The sequence below is a fragment of the Acidovorax delafieldii 2AN genome (assembly GCF_000175235.1).
GTDB classification, from domain to species: Bacteria; Pseudomonadota; Gammaproteobacteria; order Burkholderiales; family Burkholderiaceae_C; genus Acidovorax; species Acidovorax delafieldii_B.
Genome location: NZ_ACQT01000082.1, coordinates 1 through 15,500, shown reverse-complemented (window position 1 = coordinate 15,500; position 15,500 = coordinate 1). Strand labels below are relative to the sequence as shown.

The 15,500-nt window shown below is 64.5% G+C and carries 22 protein-coding genes and 1 pseudogene; 5 read left to right on the top strand and 18 right to left on the bottom strand.

What is annotated here, in order from left to right; translation table 11 throughout:
- Window positions 1-191: 191 nt before the first annotated feature.
- Both ACDELDRAFT_RS11925 and ACDELDRAFT_RS24100 read left to right on the top strand, forming a co-directional pair.
- Window positions 192-1,025, top strand: a complete 834-nt coding sequence (locus tag ACDELDRAFT_RS11925) for a DMT family transporter (RefSeq protein WP_005796994.1) — start codon at window positions 192-194, stop codon at window positions 1,023-1,025.
- Window positions 1,026-1,620: 595 nt separating this feature from the next.
- Window positions 1,621-2,271: a class I SAM-dependent methyltransferase gene (locus ACDELDRAFT_RS24100; protein WP_085943608.1), complete on the top strand. Its 651-nt coding sequence runs from the start codon at window positions 1,621-1,623 to the stop codon at window positions 2,269-2,271.
- Window positions 2,272-2,337: 66 nt separating this feature from the next.
- Here ACDELDRAFT_RS24100 and ptsP read toward each other — a convergent pair.
- The 5 genes and pseudogenes from ptsP to ACDELDRAFT_RS11900 form a co-directional block, all read right to left on the bottom strand.
- Window positions 2,338-4,080, bottom strand: a pseudogene (ptsP, locus tag ACDELDRAFT_RS11920) (phosphoenolpyruvate--protein phosphotransferase); the annotation flags it as partial.
- 94 nt (window positions 4,081-4,174) lie between these two features.
- Complete coding sequence (locus ACDELDRAFT_RS11915) at window positions 4,175-4,444, bottom strand: HPr family phosphocarrier protein (protein ID WP_005796988.1); 270 nt, start codon at window positions 4,442-4,444, stop codon at window positions 4,175-4,177.
- Complete coding sequence (locus tag ACDELDRAFT_RS11910) at window positions 4,413-4,862, bottom strand: PTS sugar transporter subunit IIA (protein WP_005796987.1); 450 nt, start codon at window positions 4,860-4,862, stop codon at window positions 4,413-4,415. The genes ACDELDRAFT_RS11915 and ACDELDRAFT_RS11910 overlap by 32 nt, the downstream gene beginning before the upstream one ends.
- Window positions 4,859-6,103, bottom strand: coding sequence for an MFS transporter (locus ACDELDRAFT_RS11905; protein WP_005796986.1), 1,245 nt, complete (start codon window positions 6,101-6,103; stop codon window positions 4,859-4,861). The genes ACDELDRAFT_RS11910 and ACDELDRAFT_RS11905 overlap by 4 nt, the downstream gene beginning before the upstream one ends.
- Window positions 6,100-6,627 (bottom strand): hypothetical protein, encoded by a 528-nt coding sequence (locus ACDELDRAFT_RS11900; RefSeq protein ID WP_005796985.1) that lies wholly within the window; start codon window positions 6,625-6,627, stop codon window positions 6,100-6,102. Before ACDELDRAFT_RS11900 ends, ACDELDRAFT_RS11905 begins: the two co-directional genes overlap by 4 nt.
- 169 nt (window positions 6,628-6,796) lie before the next feature.
- Here ACDELDRAFT_RS11900 and ACDELDRAFT_RS11895 point away from each other — a divergent pair, with 169 nt between their 5' ends.
- A complete protein-coding gene (locus tag ACDELDRAFT_RS11895; protein ID WP_005796984.1) occupies window positions 6,797-7,300 on the top strand; it encodes a peroxiredoxin family protein in 504 nt (167 codons plus the stop codon).
- Window positions 7,301-7,409: 109 nt separating this feature from the next.
- Here the strand turns inward: ACDELDRAFT_RS11895 and ACDELDRAFT_RS11890 are convergent, their stop codons facing one another.
- Entirely contained in the window at window positions 7,410-7,865 is a 456-nt protein-coding gene (locus tag ACDELDRAFT_RS11890) for a c-type cytochrome (RefSeq protein ID WP_005796982.1), read from the bottom strand.
- Between the two features lie 151 nt (window positions 7,866-8,016).
- On the opposite strand from ACDELDRAFT_RS11890, the gene ACDELDRAFT_RS11885 reads away from it, so the two are divergent.
- On the top strand, window positions 8,017-8,682 hold the full coding sequence (locus ACDELDRAFT_RS11885; protein ID WP_005796981.1) for a cytochrome b/b6 domain-containing protein: 666 nt from the start codon (window positions 8,017-8,019) through the stop codon (window positions 8,680-8,682).
- Between the two features lie 204 nt (window positions 8,683-8,886).
- Complete coding sequence (locus tag ACDELDRAFT_RS11880; RefSeq protein WP_005796980.1) at window positions 8,887-9,378, top strand: GNAT family N-acetyltransferase; 492 nt, start codon at window positions 8,887-8,889, stop codon at window positions 9,376-9,378.
- 60 nt (window positions 9,379-9,438) lie between these two features.
- Here ACDELDRAFT_RS11880 and ACDELDRAFT_RS11875 read toward each other — a convergent pair whose 3' ends face one another.
- The 12 genes from ACDELDRAFT_RS11875 to rpsJ form a co-directional block, all read right to left on the bottom strand.
- A complete protein-coding gene (locus tag ACDELDRAFT_RS11875; protein WP_005796979.1) occupies window positions 9,439-9,945 on the bottom strand; it encodes a peroxiredoxin in 507 nt (168 codons plus the stop codon).
- Window positions 9,946-10,062: 117 nt separating this feature from the next.
- Window positions 10,063-10,332 (bottom strand): 30S ribosomal protein S17, encoded by a 270-nt coding sequence (gene rpsQ, locus ACDELDRAFT_RS11870; protein ID WP_005796978.1) that lies wholly within the window; start codon window positions 10,330-10,332, stop codon window positions 10,063-10,065.
- A gap of 9 nt (window positions 10,333-10,341) precedes the next feature.
- Window positions 10,342-10,536, bottom strand: coding sequence for a 50S ribosomal protein L29 (gene rpmC / locus ACDELDRAFT_RS11865; protein WP_005796977.1), 195 nt, complete (start codon window positions 10,534-10,536; stop codon window positions 10,342-10,344).
- Between the two features lie 16 nt (window positions 10,537-10,552).
- Window positions 10,553-10,969, bottom strand: coding sequence for a 50S ribosomal protein L16 (rplP, locus tag ACDELDRAFT_RS11860; protein WP_005796975.1), 417 nt, complete (start codon window positions 10,967-10,969; stop codon window positions 10,553-10,555).
- 2 nt (window positions 10,970-10,971) lie between these two features.
- Window positions 10,972-11,853 (bottom strand): 30S ribosomal protein S3, encoded by an 882-nt coding sequence (gene rpsC / locus ACDELDRAFT_RS11855; RefSeq protein WP_005796972.1) that lies wholly within the window; start codon window positions 11,851-11,853, stop codon window positions 10,972-10,974.
- 14 nt (window positions 11,854-11,867) lie between these two features.
- Complete coding sequence (gene rplV, locus ACDELDRAFT_RS11850; RefSeq protein WP_005796970.1) at window positions 11,868-12,200, bottom strand: 50S ribosomal protein L22; 333 nt, start codon at window positions 12,198-12,200, stop codon at window positions 11,868-11,870.
- A 9-nt stretch (window positions 12,201-12,209) separates the two neighbouring features.
- Window positions 12,210-12,488 (bottom strand): 30S ribosomal protein S19, encoded by a 279-nt coding sequence (gene rpsS / locus ACDELDRAFT_RS11845; RefSeq protein WP_005796963.1) that lies wholly within the window; start codon window positions 12,486-12,488, stop codon window positions 12,210-12,212.
- A gap of 10 nt (window positions 12,489-12,498) precedes the next feature.
- Window positions 12,499-13,323: a 50S ribosomal protein L2 gene (gene rplB / locus ACDELDRAFT_RS11840; protein ID WP_005796961.1), complete on the bottom strand. Its 825-nt coding sequence runs from the start codon at window positions 13,321-13,323 to the stop codon at window positions 12,499-12,501.
- A 2-nt stretch (window positions 13,324-13,325) separates the two neighbouring features.
- On the bottom strand, window positions 13,326-13,640 hold the full coding sequence (gene rplW / locus ACDELDRAFT_RS11835) for a 50S ribosomal protein L23 (RefSeq protein ID WP_005796959.1): 315 nt from the start codon (window positions 13,638-13,640) through the stop codon (window positions 13,326-13,328).
- Window positions 13,637-14,257 carry a 50S ribosomal protein L4 gene (gene rplD / locus ACDELDRAFT_RS11830; RefSeq protein WP_005796957.1) on the bottom strand — a complete coding sequence of 207 codons (621 nt, stop codon included), beginning with the start codon at window positions 14,255-14,257 and terminating at the stop codon, window positions 13,637-13,639. The genes rplW and rplD overlap by 4 nt, the downstream gene beginning before the upstream one ends.
- Entirely contained in the window at window positions 14,257-14,931 is a 675-nt protein-coding gene (gene rplC, locus ACDELDRAFT_RS11825; protein ID WP_005796955.1) for a 50S ribosomal protein L3, read from the bottom strand. The genes rplD and rplC overlap by 1 nt, the downstream gene beginning before the upstream one ends.
- Before the next feature lie 232 nt (window positions 14,932-15,163).
- Window positions 15,164-15,475, bottom strand: coding sequence for a 30S ribosomal protein S10 (gene rpsJ / locus ACDELDRAFT_RS11820; RefSeq protein ID WP_005796953.1), 312 nt, complete (start codon window positions 15,473-15,475; stop codon window positions 15,164-15,166).
- Window positions 15,476-15,500 lie beyond the last annotated feature (25 nt).

Genomic DNA, 15,500 nt, shown 5'->3' with positions numbered 1-15,500 from the left:
CGCACGGGGTACCGCTCGCCATCGGCCCTGACGGCCGCGTTGCGGCGCCAGGGCGTCCGCGCCGCCCCAATCCACACAGGCTGAGCGGCGCCTGCCCCCTCCAACGTCTGCAGTCCACACGCCGCTGCAGCGCGACGAAGGTCCGTCGTTGCGCGACGATGCGCGGCACCACGTCCGCATACAGTCGGAGCATGTCCGCCAATCTCTACGCACTGGGCGCCATTGCTCTCTGGGCCTCGCTCGCTTCGCTGGGCGTGTCGCTCACGCATGTTCCACCCTTTCTGCTCACCGGTATCGCGCTCATCATCGGCAGCGTGCCTGCATGGCCTTTTGTGCTGCGCGACCCGTCGCAATGGCGCATTCCGCTGCGCACGCTGGCGCTGGGCGTGTACGGGCTGTTCGCCTACCACTTTCTGCTGTTCATCGCGTTGCGGCATGCGCCGCCGGTGGAGGCCAACCTGGTGAACTACCTGTGGCCGCTGTTCATCGTGGTGTTGTCCCCCGTGGTGCTGCCCGGCGTGGCGCTGCGCCTGCCGCACGTTCTGGCGGCACTGCTCGGCTTCGCCGGCGCGGCCATTGCCATCGCCGGTGGGCGCGAGCTGAGCGGCACGCTGGCCTGGGGCTATGTGCCCGCGCTGGCGGCTGCCTTCATCTGGGCCACCTATTCGCTCATGACCAAGCGGGTGGCGGCCTTCCCGACCACGGCCATCGGCCTGTTCGGGCTGGTGTCGGGAGTGCTGTCGCTGCTGTGCCACGCCGCACTCGAGCCCTCGGTGGCGCTGCAGCCGCGCGACTGGGCCCTGCTGGCCGTCCTGGGGCTCGGGCCGCTGGGGGCATCGTTCTTTCTGTGGGACAAGGCGCTCAAGCTCGGCGATGCGCGGCACATCGGCATCCTGAGCTACATCACACCGCTGGCTTCCACCGCATTGCTGATCGTGGTGAGCGGCCGCCCGTTCAGCGCCAGCATTGCGCTGGCCACCGTGATGATCATCAGCGCTGCCGTGATGGGCATGCGCGCACGCTGAAAGCGCGCACGATCGGGGCACTGGCCAGCGGCGGGGCTTGCACGGCCCCTGCTGCATGTGGCTGCGCTGCGGCATGGTACCACGGTACGTTTTCCGCACCAGTTTTTGAAGGAAATGGGCCTGTTGCGCTTACTGGATATGCGCTATCAGCTACACATTCAGTAGCGTGAATTCCTTCCGACAGCGAGCGTGCCGTGGCAGCAACCGCATGCAATGCGGCAGCGCGCCGATGCAAGCAGCGCATGAGCGGCCCTGCCATGGCGCCACACACCCATCTCCAGCTTTGCGACGGCAGCATGACCGGCACCTCGAGGCCCTCACGTTGCCCTGGGCCATATCTCGGCCGAATCTCGGCCATATCGCGCGAGCCAACGGGCTGACGGCGGGCACCCGTCAACGGCGGCAGGTCGGCTGCATTGGCCACCTCCGCCATGCCGCAGCTGCCGCCCAGGAAACGCAGGGCCGCCCGGCTTGACCGCGGCGGTGCCGGGCGGCACATTCCGCATTCCTGCACGGCCGGGCGCGCGGCAAAATCCGCCGCCATGCCGGCCCTTTTCGCCCAAACCCGTGCTGCGCTTGCTCGCAGCCCTGCACCATGACGCTTCACGCATCCTCCCCGTCCATTCCCGGCACCGCGGGTTATGGCACCGAGGCCACCGCCTTGGCGGCGCAGTATGAAAGCATTGCATTTGTCGACGTGCACCGCGACGTGCTCCATCTGTTTCCGCAGCCGCCCAGCAGAGTGGTCGATATCGGCGCGGGCTCGGGGCGGGATGCAGCGGCGCTGGCCCGTGCCGGGCACCACGTGGTGGCCGTGGAACCCACCGCACTGCGGCTGGAAGGGCGGCGGATTCACGCCGGGCTGCCCATCGAATGGGTGGAAGACCACCTGCCAGAACTTGCGGTGCTGCACGGCGGCCACCGCCGCTTCGATCTGGTACTTTTGACGGCGGTGTGGATGCACCTCGACGCCGCCGAGCGCGAGCACGCGATGCGCAGCGTGGCGGCACTGGTCGCGCCGGGTGGGCGTGTGGTGATGTCGCTGCGCCATGGTCCCGTCCCGGAAGGCCGTCGCATGTTCGAGGTGTCCGCCCGGGACACCGCCGAACAGGGCGCCCGGTACGGACTGGGCCTGCTTTACAGCGGCCGACGCGAAGACACGCAGGGCCGCGCCGACGTGCACTGGAGCGTGTTGGTGCTGGAGCGCCCGGCACAGCCTGCTGGGCCCGGACCCACCGCCGGTTGAGGCCCCGCGCGCCGCCGCCACGGCGCGGGTACGAGCCGACTTCCCGAAAGGCAGATCAGGGCCCGGCAGCACGGCCGGCACTTCGCCTGCGAGCACCTGCAGTGCCCAGGGCGCCAGCTTGCGTGTATCGGCCCGCAGGATCTCCTGCTTCACCGCCAGGATCTGCGCCGGATGCATCGAAAAGCTGCGCAGCCCCAGCCCGAGCAACAGGCGCGTCATCGTCACGTCGCCGGCGGTTTCACCGCACACGCACACGCTCTTGCCCTGGGCCTGGCCCTCGGCGATCACGTCGGCCACCAGGCGGAGCACGGCCGGATGGAACGGGTCATAAAGATGCGCCACGGCCTCGTCGGCGCGGTCAATGGCCAGCGTGTACTGGATGAGATCGTTGGTGCCGATCGACAGAAAGTCGAAATAGCGCAGGAAGTTGCGCACCATCAGCGCCGCGGCCGGCACTTCGATCATGGCGCCCAGCTGCACGGGGCCGTACGGCACGCCCCGTGCGTCAAGTTCGGCACGCGCCAGATCGACTTGCGCCAGGGTCTGCTGGATCTCGTGCAAGTGCGCCAGCATCGGAAAGAGCAGCCGCACCTTGCCGTAGGCCGCAGCGCGCAGCACGGCACGCAGCTGGTTGCGGAACATCGACGGGTCGGCCAGGCTCCAGCGGATGGCGCGCAGGCCCAGTGCGGGGTTGAGGTGCGTGTCCTTGAACCCCTTGTCGAGCGGCTTGTCGGCTCCTACGTCGATGGTGCGGATGGTGACCGGCAGGCCCTGCATGCCGTCGATGGCTTCGCAATACGCGCGGTATTGCTCGTCCTCGCCGGGCAGGCTGCCGCTTTTGCCCATGAAAAGAAATTCGCTGCGGAAAAGGCCCACCCCCACGGCGCCGGCGCGCACGGCGGCGGCGGCGTCGCCGGGCTGCTCGATGTTGGCCAGCAACTCGATCTTGTGGCCGTCCAGGGTGACGGCGGGCGTGTGGCGCAGGCGCGAGAGGCGCTCGCGCTCCAGCTCGGTCTGGCGTTGGCGGAAGCCATATTCGGCCAGGATGATGGGCGAAGGGTCGACGATCATCACACCGGCATCGCCGTCGATGATGACCCAGTCGTCCTGGCGGACCAGCTGGCTGGCCGCGCGCGCGCCCACCACGGCCGGGATGTCCATGCTGCGCGCCACGATGGCGGTATGCGAGGTCTTGCCGCCCACGTCCGTCACGAAACCGGCGAACACGCTCTGCTTGAACTGCAACATGTCGGCCGGCGACAGGTCATGCGCCACCAGCACCAGCGGCACATCGACCGTATCGTCGAGCAGCAGGTCCTGCTGGGTCTTGCGGCGCGGGCTGCTGGCGGGCGGCGCCACGGGGCTCGACACCCCTTTCATGTAGCGCAGGATGCGCTCGACCACCTGCTCCAGATCGGCTTTGCGCTCGCGCAGGTATTCGTCTTCCATCTCGTCGAACTGGCGCGCGATCAGCTCGAACTGCGTGGTCAAGGCCCATTCGGCGTTGTAGAGCCGCTCCGAGATCCAGTGCTTGACGCCGCCGGTGAGCATTTCGTCCTGCAGCAGCATCAGGTGCACATCGAGCAAGGCGGCCAGCTCGGGCGGCGCATCGGGCGGCATGTCGGCCTGCAGGCGCTGCAACTCTTCGGCCACCGCGTTGCGGCCCTTGCGCACGCGCTCGATTTCCGACGCCACCTGCTCGGCCTGGATGAAATAGTGCGCCACATCCACGCGGCTCGAGGCCACCAGCACGGCCCGGCCAATGGCAATGCCCCGGGCCACCGCGAGGCCGTGGACGGAAAACGTCATTGCAGATCCTTTTCGGGCAGCGGTGCCGCGGCCGCGCCGGCATGCGCGGCCCCTGCGGGGCACGCACCAGCGGGGGCGGACACGGCCGCCATGGTCACTGGCCCTCGCCGAATTTGTCGGCAATCAGGGCAAGCAGGGCGTCCATGGCTTCCTGCTCGCGCTCTCCGCTGACCTCGAGCTCGACCTCGGTGCCGATGCCGGCGGCCAGCATCATCACGCCCATGATGCTCTTGGCGTTGATGCGGCGCTCGCCCCGGCTCATGTAGATATCGCAGGGGAAGCTGCCGGCAAGCTTGGTCAGCTTGGCGGATGCGCGGGCGTGCAGGCCGAGCTTATTGCTGATGGTCGTACGGGTCTTGATCATGGGAATTACGTCGAATCTGGTTCTGCGGCGCGGAAATGGCCACCTGCATCACGCCCTGGGTGCCCCCCACCACGGCCCGCGCCACTACGGCCTCCAGCGGTTCGGCTCGGTAGCTCACGGCGCGCAGCAGCATGGGCAGGTTCACCCCCGTGACGAGGCGGGCGCCCACGCCTTCCACCAGGCGCTGGGCCACGTTGCAGGGCGTGGCCCCGAACAGGTCCGTCAGCACCAGCGTGGAGTGATCGCCCAATTGACCCAGCAGGATGCGTGCCCGGGCCAGGCTGTCTTCCGGCGACGCGTCGGGCGGCACATCCAGGGCCGCCACGTCGGCGCCGCAGTCAGCAAACACATGCAGGGCGCACTCGCGCAGGGCATGGGCCAGGGGGGCGTGGGCAATAAGGAGAATGCGGGTGCTCATGGTGCGAAGGTTTGCACGGCATTATGGCGCCCCGCCCGGCGCACGAACCAGCCGTAAGCCAAGGCGTTGCATGCGAGGTAGACGGCCATCGCGGCCCGGAACGACGCCACCACCGGCATGTCGAGCGCCTCGAAGGCGTCCACGGCCAGCCCGATGCCCCACTGCACGACGAACACGCCTGCAAAGATCGCCAGATTGAAGGCCGAGAGCGCCCGGCCCGCCAGTGCCTGCGGCAACGCCATGGCCACGGCTGGCTGCGTCAACGCCACCGAGGTGCACGATACGCAGTACAGCGCCCAAGCCCCGCTGCCCGCCGCTGGCCCGGCCACCACAATGGCAGCCAGCACCAGCAGGCTCAGGGGCAGGCCGGCAGTCATGAGGCGATCGGCGTCCAGGCCCCGACGCTGGAACCAGGGGTTGACCAGGCCCCACGACCAGAAGGCGCAGAGCATCGACACATTGATCCAGAACAGGCCCGTGGCGGACTCCAGTGGCGAGTAGCCGGCCACGCGCTGCATCCACGGCCCCGCCCACAGCGTCTGCATCGCCACCATGCCGCCATAGGTAAAGAAACCCAGCGGCGCCACGCGCCGGAAATAGGGGTGACGCCACACCGCCGCATAGCCCTGCGGCGCAGTTGCCGGCCCCAACTGCGGGCCCTGTGCGCGGGCATGCCAGGCCGGCACACCCGCCGCCAACACACCCATTGCCACCACCAGCAGGGCGGCCAGCCCCCAGAACAAGGGCCGCCACCCCGCCACCGGCAACAGCCACTGCACCGGCAGCGTCGACGCCACCATCCCCAGCGATCCCGTCATCAACATCCACGAGTTGGCCCGCATCTGCGCCACCGGATCCAGCCAACGCCGGTAGCCGGTGAGGGGCGCCATCAGGCAGGCACTGACGCCCGCGCCGCACAATACCCGCCCGGCCAGCAGCGCCGCGAACCCGGTGGCCACCGAGAAAACCATGCAACCCAGCACGGCCACGCCCAGAAAGCCCAGCAGCACCTTTCTGGGGCCATGGCGGTCGAGCCAGCTTCCCAGCGGCAGTTGCGTGGCGGCGAACCCCAAAAAATAGCCCCCCGCCAGCAGGCCCAGGTCACTGGCCTGGAGTGCAAACTCCTGCGCAAGCACAGGCGCCAGGGTGGCGGTGATGGCGCGCAGCAACGCCGACAGAAAGTAGGTAAACGCAAAGACCAGAAAAACGGCGATGGCGGTGCGGCGCGGCAGAACGCTCATTGCAGCTCCAGGCCGGCAAACAGCGCGTCGGCCACGTCGGGCCGCGGTTTGGCGGTGTAGACCACCGCGTGGTACAGGTGCACCTGCACGCCCATGGTGCGGGCGAACCACACGGCCTGTGCGGTGACGGCGGTGCCATCCGGGCGGCGCCCCTGCGCCAACACCTGCACCGCAGATGGCAGCGCCAAGGCGCCGCGCGGGGCGAACGGCATTTCCGATGCCACCTGGGCGGCGCCCAGACGCGCCAGCATCGCGGCCCGCCAGTGCGCTAGCGCGGCATCGGCCCGCGCCGGGTCAGGAAGGGCGGTGTGCGAGACGGCGAAGGTGGCACCGTCGGCATCGCACCCCACCATGGCCAGCTCGACCTGCATGCCCGCCATCTCCACGGTGCGCGCCGCATGCTCGGGTTTGCAGGGCAAGGTGGCGGTCAGCGCCGCGCCGTCCAGGGGCACGCTGCGCCAGTTGAGTGCGGGGCTGCATGCGGCCAGCAGCAGGCTGGCGGCCAGGGGCAAGGTCCATTTCATGGGCCCATTATCGGAAGCGGTACGCCATCGCGGCACAAATGGCGGTTTGGTGCGAACTTTTCGCGTGGCCGAGGGTCTACTGCCGGTGGCCCTGAGGGGCAGGCATGGGTGCCGGGCGTCCGGCACAATACCGGCCTGGGCGTTGCCCCAGCTTTTGGATGAGGATGTCATGGGTATCAAGCATTGGGCGGCAGGCGCCGCGTTGGTGGCTTTCGTGGGCGTGGGGGCGTTTGTGTATCTGGGCGCCGGACGTTCGATGGCCCCCGAGTCCACTTTCGTGCTGCTCGACGGCTCCAAGCAATCCACGGCGGATCTGCGCGGCAAGGTGACCCTGGTGAATTTCTGGGCCACCAGCTGCACCACTTGCGTGGCCGAGATGCCCGAGGTCATCGCCACCTACAACAAGTACCACACCAAGGGCTTTGACACCCTGGCCGTAGCCATGAGCTACGACCCGCCCAGCTACGTGGTGAACTTTGCCGAGACACGCAAGCTGCCTTTCAAGGTGGCGCTCGACAATACCGGGACCGTGGCCAAGGCTTGGGGCGATGTGCGGTTGACGCCTTCGACCTTCATCGTGAACAAGCGCGGCGAGATCGTGAAAAGCTACGTGGGCGCGCCCGATTTTCCCGAGCTGCACCAGCTCATCGAAAAGCTGCTTGCCGAGACCTGACCGGCCCCGGCCCCGGCCCCGGCCCTTCAAAGGCCTGTTTCATTCAAACAGGCCTTTTGCGCTTATGCAGCGGCCGTTTTCAGCTATTCATACGATAGCGCAAAGCAGCTTATTTTGAGCGGTAGTCGTCATGGCAGGCCTTGCATGTCTGCGCGGCAGGGCCGAAAGCCGCCTTGAGGTTGTCGAGGCTGCCCGTCTTGGCAGCCGCAGCCAGCTTGACTGTTTCTGCCTCCAGCTTGTCGGCATGCTCCTTGAACCTGGCCTGTTCGGCCCAGACGGCGGGCTTGGCCTTGGTTAGCGCGCCCTTGTCGGTGCCCGGCGCGAAGCCAGCCCAGGGCAGGCGGGCGATAGAGGCCACCACGTCCGCATTCTCTTGTGCCAGTTTTGCGTCGAACGGCGCCTTGCCATTGGCCATCGCGCCCAGCCGGCCGAAATGCTGGCCCATCACGAACAAGGCGCTCTGGCGGTATTTGATGGCGTCTTCCGCCTTGGCGAACTGGGCGGCGGCGGGCACGCAGAGCGTGGCAGTGGCGGCGGCGAGGGTCCATACAGCAAAGGCCTTCATCGGGAGTTTCCTTTCTTGGAAGCGTTGAGACAAACCTGCAAGCGACGCCAAGTATGCCGTGGCAGCCTGCTTTCTCGCGGGCCGCGGCGGTTTACGCCCAGGCGCGCCATCGCCCACAATGCGGTCCACCACCCCATCCCACCCCCAAGCCATGAACCACACTGTCCGCATCTGGGATCTTCCCACCCGCCTGTTCCATTGGGCACTGGCAGTGTGCATTCCCGGCCTGGTCATCACGGCCAACGTGGGCGGCGATGCCATGGCCTGGCACTTCAGGCTGGGCTACTGCGTGCTGGCACTGATGCTGTTCCGGCTGGTCTGGGGCTTCGCAGGCGGACGATGGTCGCGGTTTTCTTCCTTTGCCTGCTCGCCCACGCGCGTCGTGCGCTATCTCAAAGGCCAGAACGGTGAGGGCGCTGATGTCGGGCATAGCCCTCTGGGGGCGCTGGCGGTATTTGCCTTGTTGGGTGCGCTCATCACGCAGGTGGGCACGGGCCTGTTCAGCGACGATGAAATCGCGGCCAGCGGGCCCCTTACCCGTTGGGTTTCCTCGGCGGTGGTCGAACTGTCCACCCGCTACCACACCGACTACGGCCAATACCTGGTGCTGGGCTTGGTGGGGCTGCATCTGCTGGCCATCGCTTTCTATGCGTTCTGGCGCCAACAGACACTGGTGCGCCCCATGGTGGGCGGTGACAAAACCCTGCCCTCGCCCGCCCAGCCGTCACGCGACGATGCCGCCAGCCGCGCTGGCGCCGCCGCCGTGCTGGCGATGTGTGCTACCGTGGTTTGGTGGATTTCGGGACTGGGGGCTTAGGGCCGGCCGGTTCGGGCCGGATGGCGCTGGCGTCGGTGGCATTTTCAAGGCAGCAGAAGGAGTCCGGTGCTTCGTTCAGCCTGTGCGCTTTCCATGCCATGTCGGGCGTTCTGCCCTGGCGAAGCAGCGCCGGTTGCAAGGCCATCCAAGAAGCCCGCCCGCCGGTGCCGGTACACTGGCCTTTTGCATTAGCCGGCTTGCGCTGTGGATAAGCTTCCCGTCACCCTGCTGACCCCGTCCCTGCCCCACGAATTGGATGCGGTCCGCACCATCTTTCGTGAATACGCCGACAGCCTCGGCGTTGACCTGTGCTTTCAGGATTTTGAAACCGAACTCGCCGATCTGCCCGGCGAATATGCGGCGCCGCGGGGCCAACTGCTGCTGGCCGAAGTGGACGGCGCCATCGCTGGCTGCTGTGCCTTGCGGCCGCTGGACACCGCCGATTACCCCAACGCTGCCGAAATGAAGCGCCTGTATGTGCGCAAGGCCTTCCGGGGTTTTGGCCTGGGGCGCGAGCTGGCCGAGGCCGCACTCGACGCCGCGCGGCAAAAGGGTTACGCCTGCGTGCTGCTCGATACGCTGGACGAGATGGAATCGGCACGGGCTTTGTATGCCGACCTGGGTTTCGAGGAAATTCCGCCCTACTACCACAACCCCATCGCCGGGGCCCATTACCTCAAGGCCGACATTTTTTAACCAAATACAGCGCTAGCGCCTACCCTGCAAGCGCCAGCAGCTATCTTTACAATAGCAAAATCACCCACGCGCCTGCGCCAACAAGGTGGCAGCGTCGCTCACGGCGAACTGGCCGGGCGCTTCCACATTGAGCGAGACGACCTTGCCGTCGCGCACGAGCATCGAGTAGCGGTTGCTGCGCAGGCCCATGCCCTTGCCATGGAGGTCCAGGGTCAGGCCCGTGGCCTTGGCAAAGGCGGCATCGCCGTCGGCCAGCATGCGGACCTTGCCCTCGGTCTTCTGGTCGCGCGCCCAGGCGCCCATCACGAAGGCGTCGTTCACGCTCACGCACCAGATCTCATCCACGCCCGCCGCCTTGAACTCGGCCGCCTTCTCCACATAGCCGGGCACATGCTTGGCCGAGCAGGTGGGCGTGAAGGCCCCGGGCAGCGCGAACAGCGCGATGGTCTTGCCGGCCGTGGCCTTGTCCACGGACACGGGGTTGGGGCCGATGCTGCAGCCCTCTCCCTCGACTTCCGAATATTCCATCAGGGTGGTGGCAGGCAGCGTATCGCCGACTTTGATCATGTTTTCATCTCCAGGAGGCTGAGATATTCCGCCGGGGCACACAGTGCACCCCACAAAGCAAAACGACCCACATTGTGGGTCGTTTTGAAGGGCCTTGCAGCCTGGAGCCTTTAGGGCTTAGAGCAAGCCGGCCTTTTGCACCAGACGGGTCGCAACCCAGTTCTTGGTCTTGGACAGCGGACGGCTCTCGGTGATCTCGATCACGTCGCCGATGTGGTACTCGCCCTTTTCGTCATGGGCGTGGTACTTGCTCGACTTGGCAACGATCTTGCCATAGAGCTCGTGCTTCACACGGCGCTCGACCAGAACGGTCACGGTCTTTTGACGCTTGTCGCTGACCACCTTGCCAACCAAGGTGCGCTTGAGGGATTTTTTAGGTTCCGTCATGTGGGCTCCTTACTTGGCGGCTTGCTTTTCAGCAAGAATGGTCTTGGCACGAGCGATGTCGCGACGGGTGGTACGCAGCGTGTTGGTGTTACCCAGCTGTTGCGTAGCCTTCTGCATGCGCAGACCGAAATGGGCCTTTTGCAGGGCCTTGATTTCGGCTTCGATGCCGGCAACGTCTTTTTGGCGCAGTTCAGTAGCTTTCATTGCATGTTCTCCTGAATTACGAGCCAATCAGGCGGCTGACGAAGGTGGTGCGCAGCGGCAGCTTGGCAGCAGCCAGGCGGAACGCTTCACGGGCCAGTTCTTCAGGCACACCCACGATTTCAAAAACGATCTTGCCAGGCTGGATTTCGGCCACGTAGTACTCGGGGTTGCCCTTACCGTTACCCATACGCACTTCTGCAGGCTTGGTAGAGATTGGCTTGTCCGGGAACACGCGGATCCAGATACGGCCGCCACGCTTGACGTGACGGGAAATCGCACGGCGTGCAGCTTCGATCTGGCGGGCCGTCAGACGGCCACGATCGGTGCACTTCAGACCGAAATCACCGAACGCAACGGAGGCACCCCGCGTTGCGACACCAGTGTTACGGCCCTTTTGCTCCTTGCGGTATTTGCGGCGAGCAGGTTGCAGCATCTTTATTCTCCTTTGCCGTCCGCTGCTGTAGCGGGCGCGTCAACTTTACGAACGCGCTTAACGGCGGTTGCATCAGCGCCACCGGCACCGGCGGGCTTGTCGCTGCCATCGGCAGGAGCGCTGTTGGCGCCCATGGGACGGCGGGGACCACGGCCTGCACCCGGACGATCGCCACCTGGGCGGCCATCGCGGCGCGGACCACGGGGGCGACGCTCTTCTTCCGGACGTGGGGTTTCCACGGCGGGCAGATCGTTGCGGCCCAGGGTGTCACCCTTGTAGACCCACACCTTCACGCCGATCACACCGTAGGTGGTCTTGGCTTCGGAGGTGCCGTAGTCGATGTCGGCGCGCAGCGTGTGCAATGGCACGCGGCCTTCGCGGTACCACTCGGTACGGGCGATTTCGATACCGTTCAGACGGCCGGACGACATGATCTTGATGCCTTGGGCACCCAGACGCATGGCGTTTTGCATGGCGCGCTTCATGGCACGGCGGAACATGATCCGCTTTTCGAGCTGCTGGGTGATGCTGTCGGCGATCAGCTTGGCATCGATTTCAGGCTTGCGCACTTCTTCGATGTTCACTGCGACAGGCACGCCCAGGCGCGACGCGAGTTCCTTCTTCAGGTTCTCGATGTCTTCGCCCTTCTTGCCGATCACCACGCCCGGACGTGCCGAGTAAATGGTGATGCGGGCGTTCTTGGCGGGGCGCTCGATCAGGATGCGCGAGACGGCGGCGTTCTTCAGCTTGGCCTTCAGGTATTCGCGCACCTTGATGTCTTCGGCCAGCATGCCGGCGAAGTCACGGTTGCTTGCGTACCAGCGGCTGGCCCAGTTGCGGCTGACCGCAAGGCGGAAGCCGGTAGGATGGATTTTCTGTCCCATAGTCTTCCTTGGCCTCAGTTACCAACCGTCACGTACACATGGCACGTGGGCTTGCTGATGCGATTGCCGCGGCCTTTGGCGCGCGCGGTGAAGCGCTTGAGCGTGGTGCCTTGTTCGACGTAGATGGTCTTGACCTTCAGTTCGTCGATGTCAGCGCCATCGTTGTGTTCTGCATTGGCGATTGCCGATTCCAGAACCTTCTTGACGATGCCAGCAGCTTTTTTCTGCGTGAACGTCAGGATGTTCAGAGCCTGGTCCACCTTCTTGCCGCGGATCAGGTCAGCGACCAGACGGCCCTTGTCGACCGACAGACGGACGCCCCGGAGGACTGCACGTGTTTCAGACATGGTCGTTCCTTATTTCTTCTGGACTTTTTTGTCCGCGGGGTGACCCTTGAAGGTGCGCGTCAGGGCGAATTCGCCCAGCTTGTGGCCCACCATCTGGTCGGTAACGTAGACAGGCACGTGCTGCTTGCCGTTGTGCACGGCAATGGTCAGACCGATGAACTCGGGCAGAACCATGGAGCGACGCGACCAGGTCTTGACTGGTTTCTTGTCCTTGGTGGCGACGGCCTTTTCGACCTTGGCCAGCAAGTGATGGTCAACAAATGGACCCTTTTTGAGAGAGCGAGTCATCTGTTACCCCTTACTTCTTGCGACGCGACACGATCATGATCTGTGTGCGCTTGTTGTTACGGGTGCGATAACCCTTGGTCAGATTGCCCCAAGGATCGACTGCATGGCGGCCTTCGCCGGTGCGGCCTTCGCCACCACCGTGAGGGTGATCCACAGGGTTCATGGCCACGCCGCGAACCGTTGGACGAATACCCATCCAGCGCTTCACACCGGCCTTGCCCAGTTGGCGCAGGCTGTGTTCTTCGTTGGCCACTTCACCAATGGTGGCGCGGCATTCGATGTGGATCTTGCGCACTTCACCCGAGCGCATGCGCACCTGGGCGTAGATGCCTTCGCGGGCCAGCAGCGTTGCCGAAGCACCTGCCGAGCGGGCGATCTGGGCACCGGCACCGGGCTTGAGCTCGATGCAGTGGATGGTCGAACCCACGGGAATGTTGCGAATCGGCAGCGTGTTGCCTGCGCGGATCGGGGCTTCCGAACCGCTCATCAGTGTTGCGCCGGCTTCCAGACCACGGGGAGCGATGATGTAGCGACGCTCGCCGTCGGCATAGCACACCAAAGCGATGTGGGCCGTGCGGTTGGGGTCGTACTCCACGCGCTCGACGGTGGCGGGAATGCCATCCTTGTTGCGCTTGAAGTCCACCACGCGGTAGTGGTGCTTGTGACCGCCGCCCTTGTGGCGCGTCGTGATGTGACCGTTGTTGTTACGGCCGGCCTTCTGGAACTGGGGCTCCAGCAGGGGGGCGTAAGCTTCACCCTTGTACAGGTGGTCACGCGTGACCTTCACCACGGCACGTTGGCCAGGCGAGGTGGGTTTCAGTTTTACGACAGCCATGATTACGCAGCCTCCCCGGACAGGTTCAGCTCTTGACCTGGTTGCAGCGTGACATAGGCCTTGCGCACGTTGTCACGGCGGCCCACAGTCTTGCCAAAACGCTTGGTCTTGCCTTTGGTGTTCACCACAGAGACGCCCTTGACCTCGACCTTGAACATCAATTCCACAGCGGCCTTGATTTCTGGCTTGGTAGCGTTCTGCAGCACCTTGAACGTCACAGCATTGGACTTTTCGGCAACCATAGTGGCCTTTTCAGACACGATGGGAGCGACCAGAACCTGCATCAGACGATCTTCGTCAAACTTGAGTGTGCTCATGCGAACATCTCCTTGAGTTTGTCGATTGCACCCTTGGTGACGAGCACTTTCTTGAAACGCACCAGCGACACGGGATCGGCGTAACGGGGCTCAACGACGAGCACGTTCACCAGATTGCGCGAGGCCAGGTACAGGTTTTCGTCCACTTCATCGGCAATCACCATCACCGATTGCAGGTTCATCGCCTTGAACTTGTCAGCGAGGACCTTGGTCTTGGGCGATTCGAGCTTGAGCGAATCCACCACGGCCAGACGGCCTTCACGGGCGAGCTGCGACAGGATCGCAGACATGCCGGCGCGGTACATCTTCTTGTTGATCTTCTGCGTGAAGTTTTCTTCAGGCAGATTCGGGAAGATGCGACCGCCCCCGCGCCACAGAGGCGAGGAGGTCATACCCGCACGTGCGTTACCCGTACCCTTTTGCTTGAAAGGCTTCTTGGTCGAGTGACGGACTTGCTCGCGGTCCTTCTGGGCGCGCGTGCCTTGGCGGGCGTTGGCCTGGTAGGCCACCACGATCTGGTGCACCAGATCTTCGTTGTATTCACGACCGAACACGGTTTCAGGGGCTTCAAACTTCGAAGCGGCCTGGCCCTGGTCATTCAGGAGTTCGAGCTGCATTAGTTCGCTCCTTTGGAGGCTTTGGCCTTGACAGCGGGACGCACGGTCACGAACCCACCCTTGGAGCCCGGAATCGCGCCCTTGATCAAGAGCAGTTGACGCGCTTCGTCGATGCGGATGACATCGAGGTTTTGCGTGGTCTTGGTGACGTCGCCGAGGTGGCCCGTCATGCGCTTGCCGGGGAACACGCGACCGGGGTCTTGTGCCATACCGATCGAGCCAGGCACGTTGTGCGAACGGCTGTTACCGTGCGATGCGCGCTGCGAGCTCATGTTGTGGCGCTTGATGGTACCGGCGTAGCCCTTACCGATCGAGGTACCTTGCACGTCGACCTTCTGGCCCACGGCAAACACATCCGCCACGGGCACAGCCGCACCAGCGGCGTACTTGCCGGCGGTTTCAGCGGTCACGCGGAATTCCTGGATGATTTCACCGGCTTCCACACCCGCCTTGGCAAGGTGGCCGGCTTCTGGCTTGGTCACGCGAGATGCCTTGCGCGAACCGAACGTGACCTGCAGGGCCACGTAGCCATCGTTCTCTTGGGTTTTGACCTGGGTAACGCGGTTGTTGGACACATCCACCACCGTGACAGGCACTGCGTCCCCATCATCGGTGAACAGACGCATCATGCCCACTTTGCGACCCAGCAACCCGAGGGAGTTGCTCAGACTCATTGGTTTTCTCCAAAACTTCCACCGCCACAACTTCAATTGGCTGCAGCGTTTCCGCAAGCTTTCACTTGCGTGTATGAAAGAAGGTTAATAAAACTCCGCCGACGCACGCCCTTTGAAAGGCGAAAATCGAGCGAAGCCCTAAAGTATAACGCGAACCGCTTTTTCAAGCAAGTTCGCGTTATTTCAGTCACTGCAAGCCGGGCGGGCCCACCTCGCAGCAGCCGTTACTACATCACTGCAGCTTGATTTCGACGTCCACGCCAGCGGGCAGGTCGAGCTTCATCAGGGCGTCCACGGTCTTGTCCGTAGGGTCCACGATGTCCATCAGACGCTGGTGTGTGCGGATTTCAAGCTGATCGCGCGACGTCTTGTTGACGTGCGGCGAGCGCAGGATGTCGAAACGCTTCATGCGCGTGGGCAGGGGCACGGGGCCCTTGACGATGGCGCCGGTGCGCTTGGCGGTGTCGACGATCTCGGCAGCGGACTGGTCGATCAGCTTGTAATCGAAAGCCTTCAGGCGGATGCGGATTTTTTGCTTGGACATGGCAAGTTCCTTTTCTGCCTAAATA

Bases quoted from the DNA above. Each gene is read 5' to 3' on its own strand.
- rplP (WP_005796975.1), bottom strand. From the start codon at position 10,969: ATGCTGCAACCTGCTCGCCGCAAATACCGCAAGGAGCAAAAGGGCCGT.
- ACDELDRAFT_RS11875 (WP_005796979.1), bottom strand. From the start codon at position 9,945: ATGATCAAAGTCGGCGATACGCTGCCTGCCACCACCCTGATGGAATAT.
- rplV (WP_005796970.1), bottom strand. From the start codon at position 12,200: ATGTCTGAAACACGTGCAGTCCTCCGGGGCGTCCGTCTGTCGGTCGAC.
- ACDELDRAFT_RS11890 (WP_005796982.1), bottom strand. From the start codon at position 7,865: ATGAAGGCCTTTGCTGTATGGACCCTCGCCGCCGCCACTGCCACGCTC.
- rplC (WP_005796955.1), bottom strand. From the start codon at position 14,931: ATGAGTCTGAGCAACTCCCTCGGGTTGCTGGGTCGCAAAGTGGGCATG.
- ACDELDRAFT_RS11910 (WP_005796987.1), bottom strand. From the start codon at position 4,862: ATGAGCACCCGCATTCTCCTTATTGCCCACGCCCCCCTGGCCCATGCC.
- rpmC (WP_005796977.1), bottom strand. From the start codon at position 10,536: ATGAAAGCTACTGAACTGCGCCAAAAAGACGTTGCCGGCATCGAAGCC.
- ACDELDRAFT_RS11900 (WP_005796985.1), bottom strand. From the start codon at position 6,627: ATGAAATGGACCTTGCCCCTGGCCGCCAGCCTGCTGCTGGCCGCATGC.
- rplB (WP_005796961.1), bottom strand. From the start codon at position 13,323: ATGGCTGTCGTAAAACTGAAACCCACCTCGCCTGGCCAACGTGCCGTG.
- ACDELDRAFT_RS11905 (WP_005796986.1), bottom strand. From the start codon at position 6,103: ATGAGCGTTCTGCCGCGCCGCACCGCCATCGCCGTTTTTCTGGTCTTT.
- rpsJ (WP_005796953.1), bottom strand. From the start codon at position 15,475: ATGTCCAAGCAAAAAATCCGCATCCGCCTGAAGGCTTTCGATTACAAG.
- ACDELDRAFT_RS24100 (WP_085943608.1), top strand. From the start codon at position 1,621: ATGACGCTTCACGCATCCTCCCCGTCCATTCCCGGCACCGCGGGTTAT.
- rplD (WP_005796957.1), bottom strand. From the start codon at position 14,257: ATGCAGCTCGAACTCCTGAATGACCAGGGCCAGGCCGCTTCGAAGTTT.
- rpsQ (WP_005796978.1), bottom strand. From the start codon at position 10,332: ATGACGGAACCTAAAAAATCCCTCAAGCGCACCTTGGTTGGCAAGGTG.
- rpsS (WP_005796963.1), bottom strand. From the start codon at position 12,488: ATGACTCGCTCTCTCAAAAAGGGTCCATTTGTTGACCATCACTTGCTG.
- ACDELDRAFT_RS11885 (WP_005796981.1), top strand. From the start codon at position 8,017: ATGAACCACACTGTCCGCATCTGGGATCTTCCCACCCGCCTGTTCCAT.
- rplW (WP_005796959.1), bottom strand. From the start codon at position 13,640: ATGAGCACACTCAAGTTTGACGAAGATCGTCTGATGCAGGTTCTGGTC.
- ACDELDRAFT_RS11915 (WP_005796988.1), bottom strand. From the start codon at position 4,444: ATGATCAAGACCCGTACGACCATCAGCAATAAGCTCGGCCTGCACGCC.
- ACDELDRAFT_RS11925 (WP_005796994.1), top strand. From the start codon at position 192: ATGTCCGCCAATCTCTACGCACTGGGCGCCATTGCTCTCTGGGCCTCG.
- rpsC (WP_005796972.1), bottom strand. From the start codon at position 11,853: ATGGGACAGAAAATCCATCCTACCGGCTTCCGCCTTGCGGTCAGCCGC.
- ACDELDRAFT_RS11895 (WP_005796984.1), top strand. From the start codon at position 6,797: ATGGGTATCAAGCATTGGGCGGCAGGCGCCGCGTTGGTGGCTTTCGTG.